This window comes from Winogradskya consettensis (assembly GCF_018332715.1).
Classification (GTDB): Bacteria; Actinomycetota; Actinomycetes; order Mycobacteriales; family Micromonosporaceae; genus Actinoplanes; species Actinoplanes consettensis.
This window is the reverse complement of sequence record NZ_BOQP01000039.1, coordinates 206,447-221,276: the sequence shown is the minus strand read 5'-3', so window position 1 is coordinate 221,276 and position 14,830 is coordinate 206,447. Positions and strand designations below refer to the sequence as shown.

Here is a 14,830-nt window from a genome sequence, read left to right as displayed (position 1 = left end):
GGCGGGGCGGGAGCGGGCGGGCCACTATGGACGGTATGACATCGGGTTTTGAGATTGTGGGGGCGCTGGCGGGTGGCGGCGAATCGGCCGACCTTTCCGCTGCGCGGGTTGAGGGTGCGCAGCGGGCCGGCGGGGTGGGGCGGTCGCCTCGGGTGGCGGAGGTTGGGTGGGGGCGGATTGTTGTTGCGGGGGTGGGGGAGTTCAAGGATGTGATCGTCTATCCCGGGGGTGGGCGGGCCTGGGACTGGCGGGAGACGGGGATGCGGCATCGGCCCGGGGTTCGGCCTGTTGATGTGGTCGAGTTGCTGGAGCGGGGGGCCGACGTGATTGTGCTGTCGCGCGGGATGGATCTCGTGCTTCAGGTTGATCAGACGGCGCTGGATTTCCTTGCGGGGAAAGGCATCGAGGTGCACGTGGCCGAGACTCGGGAAGCCGTGCGGATCTACAACGAACTGAGTGAGCACCGGGCCGTCGGCGCACTGTTCCACTCGACCTGCTGACCGCGGCCCTGCCGGCAAACGCCGGGCTGGCAGGCGGGACCGGGCCATAAAACGGGAGCGGGCTGGGCCGAGTCAGCCGGGCGGCGGGCCGGCAGGAGTACGGCCGAGCGGCCGGACCGGCAGGACTACGGCCGAGCGGCCGGACCGGCAGGCGGCCAGGCGGGCAGGTGGCCGGCAGGCGGCCAGGCCGAAAAGCGCGGCTGGGCAGGCAAAAGCCGCGCTGGGAGGCGGGAGCCGGCCAGCAAACGAGAGCGGGCCGCTTAGGGCAGACGGCCTGGCGATGGGGCTGTCAGGCCTGGCGATCGGGCGGTGAGGCCGGGCAATCAGGCCGGGCTGTAAGGCCGGGCTGTCAGGCCGGGCGATCAGGCCGGGCGATCAGGCGGTGATGGTCATGCGGGTGATCAGGCGGTGATGGTCATGCGGGTGATCAGGCGGTGATGGTCATGCGGGTGATTTGGCTGCCCGCCAGGGTGAAGGTGAAATGGCTGGGGCCGTTGAAGCCGCCGCCGGTGACCATTGCCGTGACGACGTGGGTGTTCGGGGTTGGGGAGGTGATGGCGGTGACCTCGAAGCGGGTGTGGGTGCCGATGTTTTCGGTGTCGTTCCAGTGGCCGAGGGCGTCGTGGCCGTGGAAGTCGCGGCCCCAGTCGTCGATGGTGCCGTCCGGGGTGAAGGCTGACAGGAAGGCGGCACGGTCCTCGGTGTTGGTGGCGGCGAAGAAGGTCTGGATCGGGGGTGGGAGGGTCACGCTCATGGCCGGTCCGCCTGGCCGGGGGCGTGTTCCAGGACGATGGCGGTGAGGACGAAGCCGTCCTCGACCAGGAATTTTCCGTGCAGCGTTTTGAACGGGCCGTTCCGGAGCAGGGCGGCGGTGAAGGTGCCGGACTCGGGGGAAAAGGTGAGGGCGGCCTCCTCGAAGCCGAGCCACTCCCCCGTCTGCGGGAACCAGACCTTGTAGACGGATTCCTTGGCGCTGAACAGCAGCCGTTCCCACCACACGTCCGGCCACCCGGCGGACAGCTGGGCGAGGTGGGTCCGTTCGGATGGCAGGGAGACCAGGTCGAGGACGCCCTCGGGGAGTTTGTCGTGCACCTCGGCGTCGATGCCGACGCCGGCGATGTCGGTGGAGAGGGCGACCGCTGCCGCTCGGAAGCCGAGGCAGTGGGTCATGCTGCCGACGATGCCGGTGGGCCAGATGGGGGCTCCGCGTTCGCCGCGCAGGATCGGGGCCGGGGCGACTCCGAGCTTTCCCATGGCCTCGCGGGCGCACCAGCGGGCCGTGGTGAATTCCGCGCGGCGTTTGGGGACGGCGTTGGCGATGAGGTCCTCCTCGCCGGGGAGGAGGGTGGATTCGGGCTTGTCCTCGAGGGAGTGCCGCGACTGGATCGTGGGGGGCAGCAGGCGCTCGATCATGCGGTCAGGAACTCCAGCATCGCTTTGTTGACCTCGTCCGGTTGTTCGAGGTAGCCGTAGTGGCCCGTCGCCGGGATGGTGGTGAAGGCCGCGCCGGGGATCGCGGCGGCGAGGTCGCGGCCGTGGGCCGGGGGTGCGATCAGGTCGTCGGCGAAGGAGAGGACCAGGGTGGGTGTGGTGATCCTTGCGTACGCGGAGCGGCGGTCGGTGGTCAGCGTCACGTCGAGCTGGGCTCGGTGGTCGGCGGGGGCGGCGGGGGACAGCTCCAGGATGTCGAGCCAGTCCTGGGCTGATTCGGGGTCGGCGAGGGTGGCCGGTGACAGGTTCTGCAGGGCGCGGGTGACGGCGTCGTATTCGGGTGGGAGCTCGATGCCCGAGTCGGCCAGGGCGCGGTCGGCGGCGGCGAGGGCGGTGGAGACCGGGTCGGGGCGGGCGCGGGAGGCCATCAGGACGGCTCGGTTCACCAGCTCCGGGCGTACGAGCAGAAGCTCCTGGGTTATGTAGGCGCCCATGCTGGTGCCGACGACGTGGCAGGGACCACCGACCAGCTGGGTGATCAGGTTTGCCGTGTCGGTGACCAGGTCGGCGATCGTGAGCCCGGGCCCGGCCGGGCCGCTGCCGCCCGTGCCGCGGTTGTCCGGGGTGATCACCCGGTGACCGGCCGCGACCAGCGCGGGGACCTGGTGCAGCCACCAGCTGCGCCCGCTCGCGCCGGTGCCCGCCAGGAGCAGAACGGGCGCGCCCCGGCCGGACTCCTCATAGGTCAGCGTGACGTCGCCGACCGAGATCGAAGGCATGCCGGAACCCTACCGGGCGGATACTGTCGCGATGGGTCCGCAGATTCGCCGTACGATCTCCGCTCTGCCCGCCGCGCCCGGTGTCTACCGGTTCCGCGACGAGACCGGGCGGGTGCTCTACATGGGCCGCGCCACTGAGCTGCGATCACGTGTGGCCTCGTATTGGGGGGAGCTGCGGGATCGGCGGCACCTGCGCCGGATGGTGCCGCGGATCACCCGGATCGAGGCGGTCAGCTGTGACTCAGTTCACGAGGCGGCGTGGCTCGAGCGGAACCTGCTGGAGGAGTCGAAGCCGCGGTGGAACAGGACCCGCGGCGGGCAGGAGGTCCCGGCGTACCTCATGCTCGACGCGCGCGCTGCCACAGCCGGGTTGCGCCTCGTGCACGTCCCGGAACCGCAGGTCGCGGGGGTTACGCGGTTCGGGCCCTATCTGGGCGGGGTGCGGACCCGGCTGACGGTGAGCGCGCTGCATCGGGTGCACCCTCTCGCGTACACAAGGATTGGCCTGACCGGTGCCGAGCGTGACCTGGCGGCAACGCGCGGAGTGACCACTGCCGACCGGGAGGATCTGACCCGGGCCGTCGCGTCGGTCCTGCTGCGCGATCCGGTCGCGGTCGCTGCCGCCCAGGAGACACTGCTGTCAGTACGCACCCGAGCTGCCGATTCGCTGGCGTTCGAGCTGGCCGGCCGGATCACCGAGGAGCTCCGCGCCCTGGACTGGGTGACCGCCCCGCAGCGGGTGACGAGCGACGAGGCCGGTGACTTCGCCGTGCGCGGCTGGGCGGACGGCGTCCTGGTCTCGTTCACCGTCCGTGCGGGCCGGGTCCGCACCTGGACGCAGCGTCACACCACCCGCCCCGCCGCCGAGGGCCCCGCGGGTTGGCAGGAATTCGCCGAGCGGAATGCGGCCCTGGCTGCTTTGCTGGACAGAGCCGACAGTTAGGGAGCACCACCATGCCGTTGACCGGCGAGTACGAAGCAAGCACCTCGGACTGGGCCCGCGAGCAGGCGGAGAAGTTCGAGTCCTCCAACGGCGCGCAGGCAGGCGACCTGCGGGGCATGCCGATCATCCTGCTCACCTCGGTGGGCGCCCGCAGCGGCAAACTCCGCAAGACCCCGCTGATGCGCGTCGAGCACAACGGCGAGTACGCGGTGGTCGCCTCGCTCGGCGGCGCCCCGAAGCACCCCGTCTGGTATTGGAACCTGGCCAAGAACCCCCACGTCGAGCTTCAGGACGGCGCGGAGAAGCACGACTACGAGGCCCGCGAACTGAGCGGCGACGAGCGCGCTGTGTGGTGGGAGCGTGCCGTGGCGGCGTACCCGCCGTACGAGGAATATCAGACCAAGACCGACCGCATCATCCCGGTTTTCGTTCTGACGCGCATCGAGGGCTGAAACTGTCGTACCCCGCTGGGATGCTTTCCCCGTGAAGGCGTTGAAGGTGATCAAAGGGGATGCGACCAGCCCTCAGGCGAGCGGGCCCAAGGTAATCGCGCACTGCTGCAACGACATGGGCGGGTGGGGCAAGGGTTTTGTGCTCGCCCTGTCGAAGCGGTGGCCGGAGCCGGAGGCCGACTACCGCCGCTGGCACCGGGAACGGGCGGGCAACGACTTCGGGCTCGGTGCGCTACGGCTCGTCGCGGTGCGGCCGGATACCTGGGTCGCCAACCTGATCGGGCAGCACGGCACGAGACGGGGCAGCGCCGGGCCACCGATCCGCTACGACGCGGTCGCCAAGGGTCTGCTGACTCTCGGCGACGAGGCGCTGCGGCTGGGGGCGAGCGTGCACATGCCCCGGATCGGCTGCGGGCTGGCGGGCGGCAAGTGGGAGCGGATCGAGCCGCTCGTCGTCGAGTCGCTGTGCGCGCGGGACGTCGCGGTGACGGTTTATGACTTCGACTGAGCAACGCCGTAGGAAGCCAGCAGGGGCAGCGCTTTGGCTGTCGGGGAGTCAGGCTCGGTCGTGTAGACGATCAGGCGCTGCTCGGGGTCGTGCGGGGGCACGACCGATTCGACCGCGAAGCTCAGAGGTCCGGCGACGGGGTGGGCGATGCGCTTGACCACCGATGCGTAGGCGAGGATCCGCTGGTCCTGCCACCAGTCATCGAACTGGCCGTCGGTCTCGCGCAATTTCGTGATCATCCGTCGTAATCGGGCGTCGTGGGGACGCTCACCGGCCTCCCGGCGTAGCCCTGCCACCGTGGCGGAGGCGAAAGCGGCCCAGTTGACGAGCCGTTCGCGGGCCAGCGGGTCGGTGAACATGAACCATGTGAACGAGTCGCCCGGCTCGAACGATCGGCCCAGCACGGCGTGCAGCAGGTGGTTGCTGGCCAGGATGTCGCCGCGGTGGCCCAGCATCAGGGCGGGCAGATGGTCCAGCGCGGTCATCAGCCGGAGCATCCCCGGGTCGGCTCGCTGCGGAAGGTCCGCGCTGCCCCGGGACGCTCTCGAGGGCGCGGCCAGGCGGCGCAGGTGGTCCTGCTCGACGCCGGTCAGGCGCAGTGCCCGGGACAACGAGTTCAGCACCGCGTCGGAGACGTTCTGCTGGCGGCCCTGCTCGAGCCGGCTCAGGTAGTCCGTGCTGACCCCGGCCAGATAGGCCAGCTCGTCGCGGCGCAGCCCGGGCACACGGCGCGGGCCAGGGAACGCCTCCATCCCGGCCTGGGCGGGACTGATGCGGTCCCGCCGGGCTCGCAGGAACTCGCCCAACTCGCTGCGCCTGACTGCCATCCACCATGGGTAGCACGTGATCCCGGGGCCTGGGTGGCACTGCCGTGCCCAGTCGGAAAACCGTTGCCGGCCGCAGGCTGGATGCATGACAACCACACCGCAGACCGCCATCGTCACCGGTTCCACGAGTGGCATCGGCGCGGCCACCGCCCGCGCTCTGGCCGCCGCCGGGGTCACCGTCGTCGTCACCGGCCGCGACAGGACCCGCGGGGATGCCCTGGCCGGGGAGATCGGCGGCATCTTCGTCCCCGCGGACCTGGGCGGAACGTACGCCGGCCTGCGTTCCTTCGCCGCTGCCGCCCGCGATGCCCTGGGCGGCCGGGTCGACATCCTGGTCAACAATGCCGGCGTCTACCCCGTCACGGCGACCGCCGACCTGCCCGACGCCGAGCTCGACCGGATGCTGGCCATCAACGTCCGCGCCCCGCACGTATTGGTCGCCGAACTGGCACCGGCCATGGCCGAGCGCGGCCACGGCTCCATCGTCAACATCGGGTCGTGGATGTCCCGGGTGGGCGTGCCGTTCGGGGCGGGCTACACGGCGTCGAAGGCGGCGATCGAGCAGTACACCCGCACCTGGGCAGCCGAGTACGGGCCGCGCGGCGTCCGCGTCAACACCGTTGCGCCCGGCATCACGCTGACACCGGGCAACGAGTACGCCCAGGACGCGGTCGACGCGCAGGCCAAAGCCACGCCGGCGGGCGTACCGGTCAAGCCGGAGCAGGTCGCGGCGATGGTGGCCTTCGTCGTCTCCGACGCGGCATCCGGGATCAACGGGGCCACGCTGGACGTCGACGGCGGCCTGACCGCGACCCGGCTCGTCTGGTAGCCCGCGATCACACGATGGGAAGGGCGAACGCCGCCATCTCCTGCTCCTCGTGGGGGATGAAGCCCAGCGAGCGGTAGAACGGGTGCGCCGCCGCGGCGCCCGGCGTGCTCGCGTGGTCCGTCGAGAGCACGAAGAAGCGGCAGTGGGCGTAGCGCGTCTTCAGCTCCTCGACCAGGGCCCGGCCGACGCCGCGGCGCTGGGCCGCGGGATGCACGAGCAGATCCTGCAGGTAGCACACGGTTTCGCCGTCGGAGATCGTGCGGGCCAGGCCGAGCAGCGTCCCGTCGGCGTCGCGCGCGGTCAGCAGCAGATGCGAGCCGGCGAGGCCGCGGACCAGCTTGCCGGGATCCTTGAGATAGGCGTGCCAGCCGACAGCGAGGTACAGGTCGACAGCTTCCTGCTGGCCGAGGGTGGGTTCCGGGGCGATCTTCACGCTGCCGAGGCTACGGACGACGGTCCCGTTAGAACCAACTAGGTGAAAAACGGGGTGCCGCGTCCGGCAACTGAGCGGATCATGAGGTGATGCGCGCCCCCCATCAGCCCCTCGACCGGCTCGCTCCGCCGATTGACAGTCCGGGCCGGGGTGCGCCCCTCTCCCTGCCGCTGACCGGTTCCATCGACGACGGCGACCGGCTGGTGGATGTGGTCGACCTGCTCGCGCTCGATGCGTTCGTCACCGGGCGCGAGCCGTACGGGCGCACGTCGTACCTCGAGAACGTGCGGGCCGATGCCGCGCTGACCACCGAGGACGCCCGCGTGGTGCGGGACGCGCTCGAGGAGGACAGCCACGGGCGGTTGTCGATCGGCGAGGGCTGGACGCTGCACGTGACCCGGTGGAAGCAGAGCCGCCGGGCGCGGGTCACGGTGACCGCGGTGAGCTCCGAGCTGGCCGAGTCGGTGCTGGCCTCGGCGGTCGTGGATGCGGTTGAGGAGGTCGAACCGGCCGCGGACAGCGTACCCATCGGATTCTGGCATTTCGGACCGCACGGGCCGCGACGGGCGCAGCGGGAGATCGACGCGGCGCCCTGGGAGAAGATCCGGGACAACTACTCGGGAGCGGTCGGGCGCACCCTGGACCGCTTGATGACCCTCGACGGCACGGTGGTCAACGGGCGGCTCCTGCTGCTGCACGGTGAGCCGGGCACGGGCAAGACCACCGCGCTGCGCGCCCTCGCCCAGCAGTGGCGCTCGTGGTGCCAGGTCGACTGCGTGCTCGATCCCGAGCGACTGTTCAGCGATCCGGCCTATCTGATGAGCGTGGCGCTGGGCAGCGGCGACGACGACGAGCCGCGCTGGCGGTTGCTGATGCTCGAGGACTGCGACGAGCTGATCAGCGGGGAGGCGAAGGCGAGCGCCGGCCAGTCGTTGTCGCGGCTGCTCAATCTCACCGACGGGCTGCTCGGGCAGGGCCGCAACGCGCTGATCGCGATCACGACCAACGAGGACCTGACGTCGCTGCACCCCGCGGTGGTCCGGCCGGGGCGGTGCCTGGCGAGCATCGAGGTGGGGCGGTTGTCGTACGCCGAAGCCGTCGCCTGGCTGGGAACGTCCAAGGGCATCGGGCCCGACGGCGCGACCCTCGCCGAGCTGTACGCCCTCAGGACCGGCGCGCAGCCCGTGACCGTCCCACCGATCCCGCCCTCAACCGGGATGTACCTCTAACCCCCTGATCACGGTCCGGGCGAACGACCGGGCGGCCGCTTCGTCGTCACGCCGGTCGGACCAGTCCATCAGGCCGAGGAAGGCGTGCTGCATGCACGCTCCGACAAGCAGCGCAGCCGCGGCGTAGACGTCGGCATCCGCGGCGATCCGCCCGGCGGAGGCCTCGCGGCGCAGGTATCCGATGACCGCCTCGTTGACCAGGTGCGGGCCGCCGCCGTGTTTGTGCAGCCCCTCCTTGTGCCCGTGCAGGATCGCCCGGTCGGAGAAGATCGACGCGAGCATCGGGAAGTTCACCGAGAAGAAGGCGATCGCCGCGCCGGCCACCGCGACGAGCCGCTCCTCGAGGTCGCCGGTGGTGTCCTCGAGGGCCTGCCCCAGCTCGGTGAAGCCGCTGTTGCGCTCGCGGAGCACGGCCAGCATCAGGTCGACCTTGTCGGCGAAATGCTTGTAGAGGGTCGCCTCGGAGAACCCCGCCGTGGTCGCGATCTGCCTGGTGGTGGCGTTGGCCAGGCCGCGGTCACGGATGACGGCGGCGGCCGCGTCGAGGATGACGTCCCGGGTGCTCACCCTTGACAGGTTAGTGAACACTCACCATCCTGGCGAGATAGTGAGTGTTCACTAACCAGGGAGCGTCCATGCGCATCACCGTTTTCGGAGCCACCGGCGGCACGGGCCGCCGCGTCGTCGAGCAAGCCCTGGCCGCCGGCCACGAGGTCACCGCCGTGGTGCGCGCGGGTGGCGACATCACCGCCACGGAGGTCGTCCGCGCCGACCCGACCGATCCCGTCGCCATCGAGTCAGCGGTGAAGGGTCGCGATGCCGTGATCTCGGCGCTGGGCCATCGCCCCGGCGCCGACACCCCGATCTGCGCGCCGGGCGCGGCGGCCATCATCACCGCCATGCGCGCGACCGGCGTCCGCCGCCTGCTGGTCGTCACCGCGTCCGGGCACGTCACCGATGCGAACGACGGCCCCGCGATCAGGCTCTTCAAGCCGATTCTGCGGCGCTTCCTGCGGGCGTCGTTCGAGGACTTCGCGGTCACCGACGCGCTGGTCGCCGACAGCGGCCTGGACTGGACGATCCTGCGGCCGCCGCGCCTGACGAACGGGGGCCACAAGCGGTATCGGACCGAGCTCGACCGCACCGTCCGGGGTGGTGGCACCATCTCCCGGGCCGACCTGGCCCGAGCACTCCTGCAAGCAGCGCAGAACCCGGCGACGATCGGGCACGCGATGGCAGTCGGCTACTGATTCTCCTGTTCGAACGACAGCATCACCTTGCGGAGCATGGCGTTGAGCTGCTTGAGCTCGTCGACGCTCAGCGCTTTGAGCAGCTCCCGGTCGCGGGCCATGCCCGCGTAGATGTGCTCCTCCCACTTCGCACGCCCGGCCGCCGTCGGCCGCACGATCACCCGGCGGCGGTCCAGCGGCTCGACCTCCCGGGTGATCAGCCCGGCCCGGTCGAGCCGGTCGAGGCGCGCCGTCATCGCGGCCCGGGTCACGTTGGCAGCCTCGGCGAGCTGCGCCGGGGTCGCCTGGACCGGCGCCGGCTGGACCATCAGCGCGTGCAGCGTCAGGTAGTCCTCCCGCGTGAAGTCGGGATCGGTGAACGCCGCGACGTCACCGCGCTGGGACCGGCGCTGGATGTACTTCATCCGGACCAGGGCACCCTCGATCTCCGGCGCTACCTCGGGATTGCCCTCCCAGAGGCGAGACCAGCGGTGCACGTGATCGTCGATCTCATCGCGAGCCATGCCCCCATCATGTCAGACATCTGTCAAGCATCAAATAATTCATTGCCGAATAGTTCGACGCCGAACTACTCTCTCGGGCATGACCGATCTCCGGCTCACTGATTTTCGGCTGCTCGCCACCGGCATGTCCCTGTCCTGGCTCGGCAACGGCTTCCAGACCATCGCGCTGGCCGTCGCGGTCCTGATCAGCGGGGGCAGCGCCGGCGATCTCGGGCTCGTGATGGCCTGCTCGGTGCTCGCGATGCTGGCCTGCACCCTGTTCGGCGGCGTCTGGGCCGACCGGGTGCAGCCGCAGCGCGTCATGGTGGCCTCCGACGCCGTCCGGGTCGTCACCACGGCGGCTATCGCGGTGATGTTCGCGTCCGGGTCCTACCAGCTGCCGTTGCTGTGCGCGCTAGCCGCGGTCTCCGCCGGGGCCGGGGCGTTCTTCGAGCCGGCGATGACCGCGCTCAGGCCGATGCTGGTCGACGTCGCCCGCCGCCAGCACGCCAATGCGACGCTGAGCCTGCTGCAGACCAGTTGCCGGGTGGTCGGGCCGGCGCTGGGCGGGCTGGTCGTGGCGCAGTTCGGGGCGAGCACCGGGTTCGCGGTCAACGCCGCCAGCTTCGTGGCCTCCGGGGCCGCCGCGCTGCTGATCCGGGCGCGGACCGTCCGGGTGCCGGGTGAGGGGATGCTGCGGGAGCTCGGCGCCGGCTGGCGGGAGATCCGGCAGCGCGACTGGCTCCTCTCCGGCGTGCTGGCGGCAACCGTCTATCACGTCGCCAACGGCATCCTGCTGGTGCTGGTCCCGGTGCTCGCCATCGAGCGGCTGGGCGGGGCGCAGGCCGCGGGCTTCATCGCGGCGGCCGAGGGGCTCGGCGGAGTGATCGGCGCGGCGATCGCCCTGCGGTGGCGGCCCGCCCGGCTGCTGTATGCGGGCTGGCTCACCCTGCTGCTGATGCCGCTGTGGGCGCTGGCGTTCGTCTGGCCGGGCACCCTGACGGCGGTGCTGGCCGGCGCGGTCATCGGATATGCGGGCCTGAACTTCTACGGCGTGGCCTGGGACACGGCGATCCAGGACCACATCCCGCATCACCTGCTCGCCCGGGTCGCGTCGTGGGACATCCTGACGTCGCTGCTGGCGATGCCGGTGGGCAACGCGCTCGCCGGTCCGCTGGCCGCGGCGCTGGGCACGGACCGGATCCTGACGCTGAGCGCGCTGGTGCTCTTCGGCTCGGCCCTGATTCCCTTGGCCTATGCGGGCACCCGCAGCCTGACCCGCTTCGGGCCCCAGGATTCGAACCGCACCGGCGCGCCGAGCAGCGAGCCGATATCGGCGGCCCAGTCGTCCGGGCGATAGAGCACCCCGGGCCGCTCACGCAGGAGCAGCGCGGTCAGCCGTTCCTGATAGTCCAGATCACGGAAGGGACCGGGGTCGAGGTGGTCCAGCGATGCGTAGGAGGTGCAGATGCGCAGCTCCGGGCAGCGGGCCGGGGCGTCGAGGTGGGTGACGGCGAGCCCGTCGACGCCACCGGCCACCTCGACGGCATACCGGTGGGCGACCGCGTCGAAGTGGCCGACCCGGAAGGAGCCCTGCCACTCCCCCACGCCGTTGTGCGCCTCCGGCAGGTCGAGTGCCGCCTCGGTGACGAAGGGCCCTGCGCCGTGCCGCGTCGTGTAGGTGCGGACCACGCCGAGCCGCTCGAACGAGTCGCAGAGCGCTGCCACGTTGTCGAAGGTCGTGGTGGACCACGTGGTGAAGGGGTGCCAGCCGCGCCACTCGTCGAGCAGCACGCCCTGCGCGCCCTCGAAGACACACCGTCCCTCACTCATCAGCCGCTGCTCATAACCGGGAGCGACGATCGAGACCGCTGCCCCGAAGGCACGGAACGCGGCGACGACATCATCCAGCGGCGGGGCGTCGAGCGGGCCGAATTCAGCGGTCAACGCGGCGCGGACGGCGGCCAGCTTGCGAGGCAGGGCGGCGGAGAGGACATCGGCGACACGGGGCGCATCGGCGTGGCTCCGGGCGTACTCCATGGTCTGCCCGATGCCCATGCCGCACGAACCGTGCCGTCCCGAGCCGCGCTGCCGTTCGCGGGCCCGGTTGGCGGCCCGGTGCCAGGGCGTGGCGAGCAGCGCGTCGCCGTCGACGTTGAGCAGGTGGAACGGATTGCCGAGCGCCGCGGCCTCGGCGGCCAGCGCGAGCGGGTCGACCACGACGAATCGGGTCAGGTGGGTGGGCACCCCCAGCAGGGTGCCCGACCCGAACTGCGCGAACGTATGGTGCCGCCCGTCCGCGGCGACGACGTTGTGGGCGGCCTGCGCTCCCCCGTTGAAGCGCAGGACCGCTCGCACGTCGCCGGCGGCGCAGAGGGCGTCCACCACCCGCCCCTTGCCGGCGTCGCCGTAGCCGAGATCGACCACGGCGACGTGATCCGCACTCACAGCCGCTCGTTCCCCGTGCCGGAGCTGCCGGCCGTCAGAGAAGAGCGCACCACGGCGCCCAGAGGTGCGAGCGCCTTACCCACCGACGCACCGGCCGCCGAGCCCACGTCGGCCAGGTCGGCGAGCCCCTCGTCCAGGTCGATCCGGTCCTCGCCCAGCCCGATGGTGAGCGCGATCGTCTCGCAGACCGCGTCGAGGTCGTCCAGCTCGATGACCTGCTGGCCGAGCAGTCCCCGCCAGAAGCCGAGGATCTCCTTGTCCCCGCCGTAACTCGCCGCCGACGGCAGGATGTAGTAGACGTCGAAGCTGCGCTGCAACTCGGCGACCATGGCCTCGACCCCGATGGGCTCGCGCAGGGTGTCGCCGATGAACCGCTTGACCTCCTTGGGCTTGACCGTGCCGTAGGGCATCTCGTCACCGATCAGGAAGAGGTAGCCGCGACGTCCCCGCTTCTCCATGCTGTCCGTGCTCGTGTGCCGGGCCATGAAATACATGGCCAGCTCGTAGGACTCGGTGCGCTGCCCGCCACCGCCGCCCTCGAGCACGATCCGGGCCAGGTCGTCGTCCATCCGGTTGTCCGACTCGAACTGCCCGACCTGCAGCGGCACCCGGTCGCAGGTGGCGTCGCCGACCGCGCCGAACATGATGTGCGGGTCGGTGGCATAACCCTTGCGGGTCAGCAGGCCCAGCAGTTGCGGGAGTTTGGCTTGCAGGGTGCGCGGGACCGAGCCCATCGAGCCGGTCACGTCGAAGAGGACGGCGATCGGGGTGCTCTGCGGGTGTTCCGCGCTGTCGCGGCTCTCCCGCTTGCCGACGCCCATCGGGTCGAGGGCCTCGTGTGCTTTGCGCGCGCCGCTGTCGCTGTAGGCGAAGGCGCTCGTCCCGGTCGCGGCGCGGTAGTTCGCGGCGGCCGAGTAGACATCGGTGGACCAGCGTCCACTTCCCATGGTGGTCTCCCTAAACAGAGGCCGGCAGCGCGAAGGGGCGGAACCGGCGGGGGCCGTACAGGTCTTCGAGCAGCTCGTCGAGCTCGGCGAGCAGGTGCCACGCGTCCTGGGGACGCATGCGCGGCGCGTCGTATCGGCAGCCCGCGGCGAAGCGCCGCATCGCGGCGGGCGGGTCCTGGATCAGCCGCAGCATCAGCCCGGTCGCCATGAAGATGTCGGTGGCTGCGGTGGCCGGCTGCTTGGCCAGGACCTCGGGGGGATAGGCGGACCGGTGCCGCGCGACGACCGCCGGGACGGTACCGCCCGCGGAGACGCTGTAACACCAGTCGACGAGCACCACGCCGTGCTCGCCCGGATGGATGAGGACGTGCTCGGGCAGCACCGCCCCGTGCACCAGCCCGGCCCGATGTGCCCAGCCGAGCCCGGTCAGCAGCCGCCGCCACATCCACGCGACGTCACGCGGGTCGAGCCGGCCGGCCAGCCCGGTCAGCGGCACAAAACCGTCGAGCCTTTGCAGCACGAGGGCGCTGCGGCGCGTACCCACATCGTCCTGATGGGTGAAGCTTTCAATCAGCCGCGGAGCATAAGCCCGGTAACGCGGATCACCGTCGCGCGCCAACGTCTCCAGTGCCCGCGCCTCGGCCCGCATCAGGTCGTTGTCAGCGGGCTGCCGCGGCAGCTTGAGCAGCTTGTCGTCGTCGAGCGCGATCAGGTCGGCCAGATCCCCGCTCGCCACGCCCGCCCCGATGCGATAGGTCGCACGCTTCGTGGTCAGACTCCGGTCCCGCTCCCACAACAACGAGAGCTTGGCGACGGCCCGCGTCGCACTCCCGCCACGACCCGCGGGTGCGGCATCCGGATGCACGATCTTGACCATCATTTTGTACGCCCGGCCGCGCTCGACACCCGCAAGCAGCGGATCGGAGAGTAGCTCGGGGAAGGAACCCGAGCGCTCGATCACCGCGACGGCGTCCTCGAAGGACATCATCGAATGTCCTCCTCCCTCGTCGGCCGCAGCAGCGCGGGGTGCAGCAGCCGCGCGTCACCGGCCCTGTAGAGCTTGGGCTTGGGGCCACCGCGTTCCCCGGCGCGCGCGGCGGTCTCCCCGGTGCTCTCCACGAAGCCGGGCACGGAGAGCACCTTGCGATGGAAGTTGCCGGGGTGCAGCTCCTCGCCCCAGACCGCCGCATAGACGGCCCGCAGCTCGGCGATGGTGAACTCGGTGCCGACGAACGCGGTGGCCAGCGGCGTGTACTCGAGCTTGGAGCGGGCCCGGTCGAGCCCGTCGGCCAGGATCGCCGCGTGGTCGAACGCGAGCTCGCCGACCTCGTCGACCGGCATCCAGAACGCGCCGGCCGCATCCGTGCCGGCACGCGGGTCGGGCAGGCTGGGCGCGAACGCCAGGTAGGCCACCGAGAAGACGCGCATCCGCGGATCCCGGCCCGGGTCACCGTACGACCGGAGCTGCTCGAGGTGGACCCGATCCAGCTCGCCCTCGCCGGGACGGAGCCCGGTCTCCTCCCCGACCTCGCGCAGCGCCGCCGCGTCGAGCCCCTCCTCCTGCACGAACCCGCCGGGCAACGCGTTCCACCCGGCGTAGGGGTGCCCGCCCCGCTCGACGAGCAGCACGTGCAGCCGCCCGTCCCGGATGGTCAGCGCAACCACATCGACCGTGACGGCGACGGGCGCGTAGGCACCCGGGTCGTATCCCTCGAGGAATTCTTCTTCGCCCGTCACAGCCGCTCCAGTATTTCTCTGAGTGAGTAGTACTC

At 71.0% G+C, this 14,830-nt stretch carries 19 protein-coding genes; 8 read left to right on the top strand and 11 right to left on the bottom strand.

Going from position 1 to position 14,830, the window contains the following annotated elements; genetic code table 11:
* On the top strand, positions 1-500 hold a 500-nt coding region (locus tag Aco04nite_RS33335), incomplete at its 5' end, for an Mth938-like domain-containing protein (protein ID WP_244876468.1).
* Between the two features lie 427 nt (positions 501-927).
* On the opposite strand, the gene Aco04nite_RS33330 is transcribed toward Aco04nite_RS33335, so the two are convergent.
* The 3 genes from Aco04nite_RS33330 to Aco04nite_RS33320 are packed head-to-tail and all read right to left on the bottom strand — an operon-like array spanning position 928 to position 2,710.
* Positions 928-1,254, bottom strand: a complete 327-nt coding sequence (locus tag Aco04nite_RS33330) for a nuclear transport factor 2 family protein (RefSeq protein WP_213001206.1) — start codon at positions 1,252-1,254, stop codon at positions 928-930.
* On the bottom strand, positions 1,251-1,913 hold the full coding sequence (locus Aco04nite_RS33325; RefSeq protein WP_213001205.1) for a 4'-phosphopantetheinyl transferase family protein: 663 nt from the start codon (positions 1,911-1,913) through the stop codon (positions 1,251-1,253). Before Aco04nite_RS33325 ends, Aco04nite_RS33330 begins: the two co-directional genes overlap by 4 nt.
* Positions 1,910-2,710 (bottom strand): alpha/beta fold hydrolase, encoded by an 801-nt coding sequence (locus tag Aco04nite_RS33320; protein ID WP_213001204.1) that lies wholly within the window; start codon positions 2,708-2,710, stop codon positions 1,910-1,912. Before Aco04nite_RS33320 ends, Aco04nite_RS33325 begins: the two co-directional genes overlap by 4 nt.
* A gap of 31 nt (positions 2,711-2,741) precedes the next feature.
* On the opposite strand from Aco04nite_RS33320, the gene Aco04nite_RS33315 reads away from it, so the two are divergent.
* The 3 genes from Aco04nite_RS33315 to Aco04nite_RS33305 are packed head-to-tail and all read left to right on the top strand — an operon-like array spanning position 2,742 to position 4,613.
* The gene (locus tag Aco04nite_RS33315; protein WP_213001203.1) at positions 2,742-3,653 is read left to right on the top strand and encodes a GIY-YIG nuclease family protein; all 912 of its coding nucleotides are present in this window, start codon (positions 2,742-2,744) and stop codon (positions 3,651-3,653) included.
* An 11-nt stretch (positions 3,654-3,664) separates the two neighbouring features.
* The gene (locus tag Aco04nite_RS33310; protein ID WP_213001202.1) at positions 3,665-4,105 is read left to right on the top strand and encodes a nitroreductase family deazaflavin-dependent oxidoreductase; all 441 of its coding nucleotides are present in this window, start codon (positions 3,665-3,667) and stop codon (positions 4,103-4,105) included.
* A 31-nt stretch (positions 4,106-4,136) separates the two neighbouring features.
* Positions 4,137-4,613, top strand: a complete 477-nt coding sequence (locus tag Aco04nite_RS33305) for a macro domain-containing protein (protein ID WP_213001201.1) — start codon at positions 4,137-4,139, stop codon at positions 4,611-4,613.
* On the opposite strand, the gene Aco04nite_RS33300 is transcribed toward Aco04nite_RS33305, so the two are convergent.
* On the bottom strand, positions 4,598-5,440 hold the full coding sequence (locus Aco04nite_RS33300; protein ID WP_213001200.1) for a helix-turn-helix transcriptional regulator: 843 nt from the start codon (positions 5,438-5,440) through the stop codon (positions 4,598-4,600). The two genes, Aco04nite_RS33305 and Aco04nite_RS33300, sit on opposite strands and share 16 nt — an antisense overlap.
* Before the next feature lie 85 nt (positions 5,441-5,525).
* Here Aco04nite_RS33300 and Aco04nite_RS33295 point away from each other — a divergent pair, with 85 nt between their 5' ends.
* On the top strand, positions 5,526-6,269 hold the full coding sequence (locus Aco04nite_RS33295; protein ID WP_213001199.1) for an SDR family NAD(P)-dependent oxidoreductase: 744 nt from the start codon (positions 5,526-5,528) through the stop codon (positions 6,267-6,269).
* A gap of 7 nt (positions 6,270-6,276) precedes the next feature.
* Here Aco04nite_RS33295 and Aco04nite_RS33290 read toward each other — a convergent pair whose 3' ends face one another.
* Positions 6,277-6,702 (bottom strand): GNAT family N-acetyltransferase, encoded by a 426-nt coding sequence (locus Aco04nite_RS33290; RefSeq protein WP_213001198.1) that lies wholly within the window; start codon positions 6,700-6,702, stop codon positions 6,277-6,279.
* 89 nt (positions 6,703-6,791) lie between these two features.
* Here Aco04nite_RS33290 and Aco04nite_RS33285 point away from each other — a divergent pair, with 89 nt between their 5' ends.
* A complete protein-coding gene (locus Aco04nite_RS33285) occupies positions 6,792-7,931 on the top strand; it encodes a DUF5925 domain-containing protein (RefSeq protein ID WP_213001197.1) in 1,140 nt (379 codons plus the stop codon).
* Here the strand turns inward: Aco04nite_RS33285 and Aco04nite_RS33280 are convergent.
* Positions 7,911-8,498, bottom strand: coding sequence for a TetR/AcrR family transcriptional regulator (locus Aco04nite_RS33280; RefSeq protein ID WP_213001196.1), 588 nt, complete (start codon positions 8,496-8,498; stop codon positions 7,911-7,913). The genes Aco04nite_RS33285 and Aco04nite_RS33280 overlap by 21 nt on opposite strands.
* 68 nt (positions 8,499-8,566) lie before the next feature.
* Here Aco04nite_RS33280 and Aco04nite_RS33275 point away from each other — a divergent pair, with 68 nt between their 5' ends.
* Positions 8,567-9,181, top strand: coding sequence for an NAD(P)-dependent oxidoreductase (locus Aco04nite_RS33275; protein WP_213001195.1), 615 nt, complete (start codon positions 8,567-8,569; stop codon positions 9,179-9,181).
* On the opposite strand, the gene Aco04nite_RS33270 is transcribed toward Aco04nite_RS33275, so the two are convergent.
* Entirely contained in the window at positions 9,175-9,684 is a 510-nt protein-coding gene (locus tag Aco04nite_RS33270; protein ID WP_213001194.1) for a MarR family winged helix-turn-helix transcriptional regulator, read from the bottom strand. The two genes, Aco04nite_RS33275 and Aco04nite_RS33270, sit on opposite strands and share 7 nt — an antisense overlap.
* Positions 9,685-9,763: 79 nt before the next feature.
* Between Aco04nite_RS33270 and Aco04nite_RS33265 the strand changes: the two genes are divergently transcribed.
* Complete coding sequence (locus Aco04nite_RS33265; protein ID WP_213001193.1) at positions 9,764-11,023, top strand: MFS transporter; 1,260 nt, start codon at positions 9,764-9,766, stop codon at positions 11,021-11,023.
* Here Aco04nite_RS33265 and Aco04nite_RS33260 read toward each other — a convergent pair.
* From Aco04nite_RS33260 to Aco04nite_RS33245, 4 genes are read right to left on the bottom strand one after another with little or no spacing between them, the layout of a single operon-like run.
* Complete coding sequence (locus tag Aco04nite_RS33260; RefSeq protein ID WP_213001192.1) at positions 10,918-12,111, bottom strand: adenylosuccinate synthetase; 1,194 nt, start codon at positions 12,109-12,111, stop codon at positions 10,918-10,920. The two genes, Aco04nite_RS33265 and Aco04nite_RS33260, sit on opposite strands and share 106 nt — an antisense overlap.
* A complete protein-coding gene (locus Aco04nite_RS33255) occupies positions 12,108-13,058 on the bottom strand; it encodes a hypothetical protein (RefSeq protein WP_213001191.1) in 951 nt (316 codons plus the stop codon). Before Aco04nite_RS33255 ends, Aco04nite_RS33260 begins: the two co-directional genes overlap by 4 nt.
* 10 nt (positions 13,059-13,068) lie before the next feature.
* Positions 13,069-14,046: a lipopolysaccharide kinase InaA family protein gene (locus Aco04nite_RS33250; protein WP_213001190.1), complete on the bottom strand. Its 978-nt coding sequence runs from the start codon at positions 14,044-14,046 to the stop codon at positions 13,069-13,071.
* On the bottom strand, positions 14,043-14,795 hold the full coding sequence (locus Aco04nite_RS33245; protein WP_213001189.1) for an NUDIX hydrolase: 753 nt from the start codon (positions 14,793-14,795) through the stop codon (positions 14,043-14,045). The genes Aco04nite_RS33250 and Aco04nite_RS33245 overlap by 4 nt, the downstream gene beginning before the upstream one ends.
* Positions 14,796-14,830 lie beyond the last annotated feature (35 nt).

What these genes read in the sequence shown, in the direction of transcription:
- Aco04nite_RS33330 (WP_213001206.1), bottom strand. Translation starts at nt 1,254, where the DNA reads ATGAGCGTGACCCTCCCACCCCCGATCCAGACCTTCTTCGCCGCCACC.
- Aco04nite_RS33325 (WP_213001205.1), bottom strand. Translation starts at nt 1,913, where the DNA reads ATGATCGAGCGCCTGCTGCCCCCCACGATCCAGTCGCGGCACTCCCTC.
- Aco04nite_RS33320 (WP_213001204.1), bottom strand. Translation starts at nt 2,710, where the DNA reads ATGCCTTCGATCTCGGTCGGCGACGTCACGCTGACCTATGAGGAGTCC.
- Aco04nite_RS33315 (WP_213001203.1), top strand. Translation starts at nt 2,742, where the DNA reads ATGGGTCCGCAGATTCGCCGTACGATCTCCGCTCTGCCCGCCGCGCCC.
- Aco04nite_RS33310 (WP_213001202.1), top strand. Translation starts at nt 3,665, where the DNA reads ATGCCGTTGACCGGCGAGTACGAAGCAAGCACCTCGGACTGGGCCCGC.
- Aco04nite_RS33300 (WP_213001200.1), bottom strand. Translation starts at nt 5,440, where the DNA reads ATGGCAGTCAGGCGCAGCGAGTTGGGCGAGTTCCTGCGAGCCCGGCGG.
- Aco04nite_RS33295 (WP_213001199.1), top strand. Translation starts at nt 5,526, where the DNA reads ATGACAACCACACCGCAGACCGCCATCGTCACCGGTTCCACGAGTGGC.
- Aco04nite_RS33285 (WP_213001197.1), top strand. Translation starts at nt 6,792, where the DNA reads ATGCGCGCCCCCCATCAGCCCCTCGACCGGCTCGCTCCGCCGATTGAC.
- Aco04nite_RS33275 (WP_213001195.1), top strand. Translation starts at nt 8,567, where the DNA reads ATGCGCATCACCGTTTTCGGAGCCACCGGCGGCACGGGCCGCCGCGTC.
- Aco04nite_RS33270 (WP_213001194.1), bottom strand. Translation starts at nt 9,684, where the DNA reads ATGGCTCGCGATGAGATCGACGATCACGTGCACCGCTGGTCTCGCCTC.
- Aco04nite_RS33265 (WP_213001193.1), top strand. Translation starts at nt 9,764, where the DNA reads ATGACCGATCTCCGGCTCACTGATTTTCGGCTGCTCGCCACCGGCATG.
- Aco04nite_RS33255 (WP_213001191.1), bottom strand. Translation starts at nt 13,058, where the DNA reads ATGGGAAGTGGACGCTGGTCCACCGATGTCTACTCGGCCGCCGCGAAC.
- Aco04nite_RS33250 (WP_213001190.1), bottom strand. Translation starts at nt 14,046, where the DNA reads ATGATGTCCTTCGAGGACGCCGTCGCGGTGATCGAGCGCTCGGGTTCC.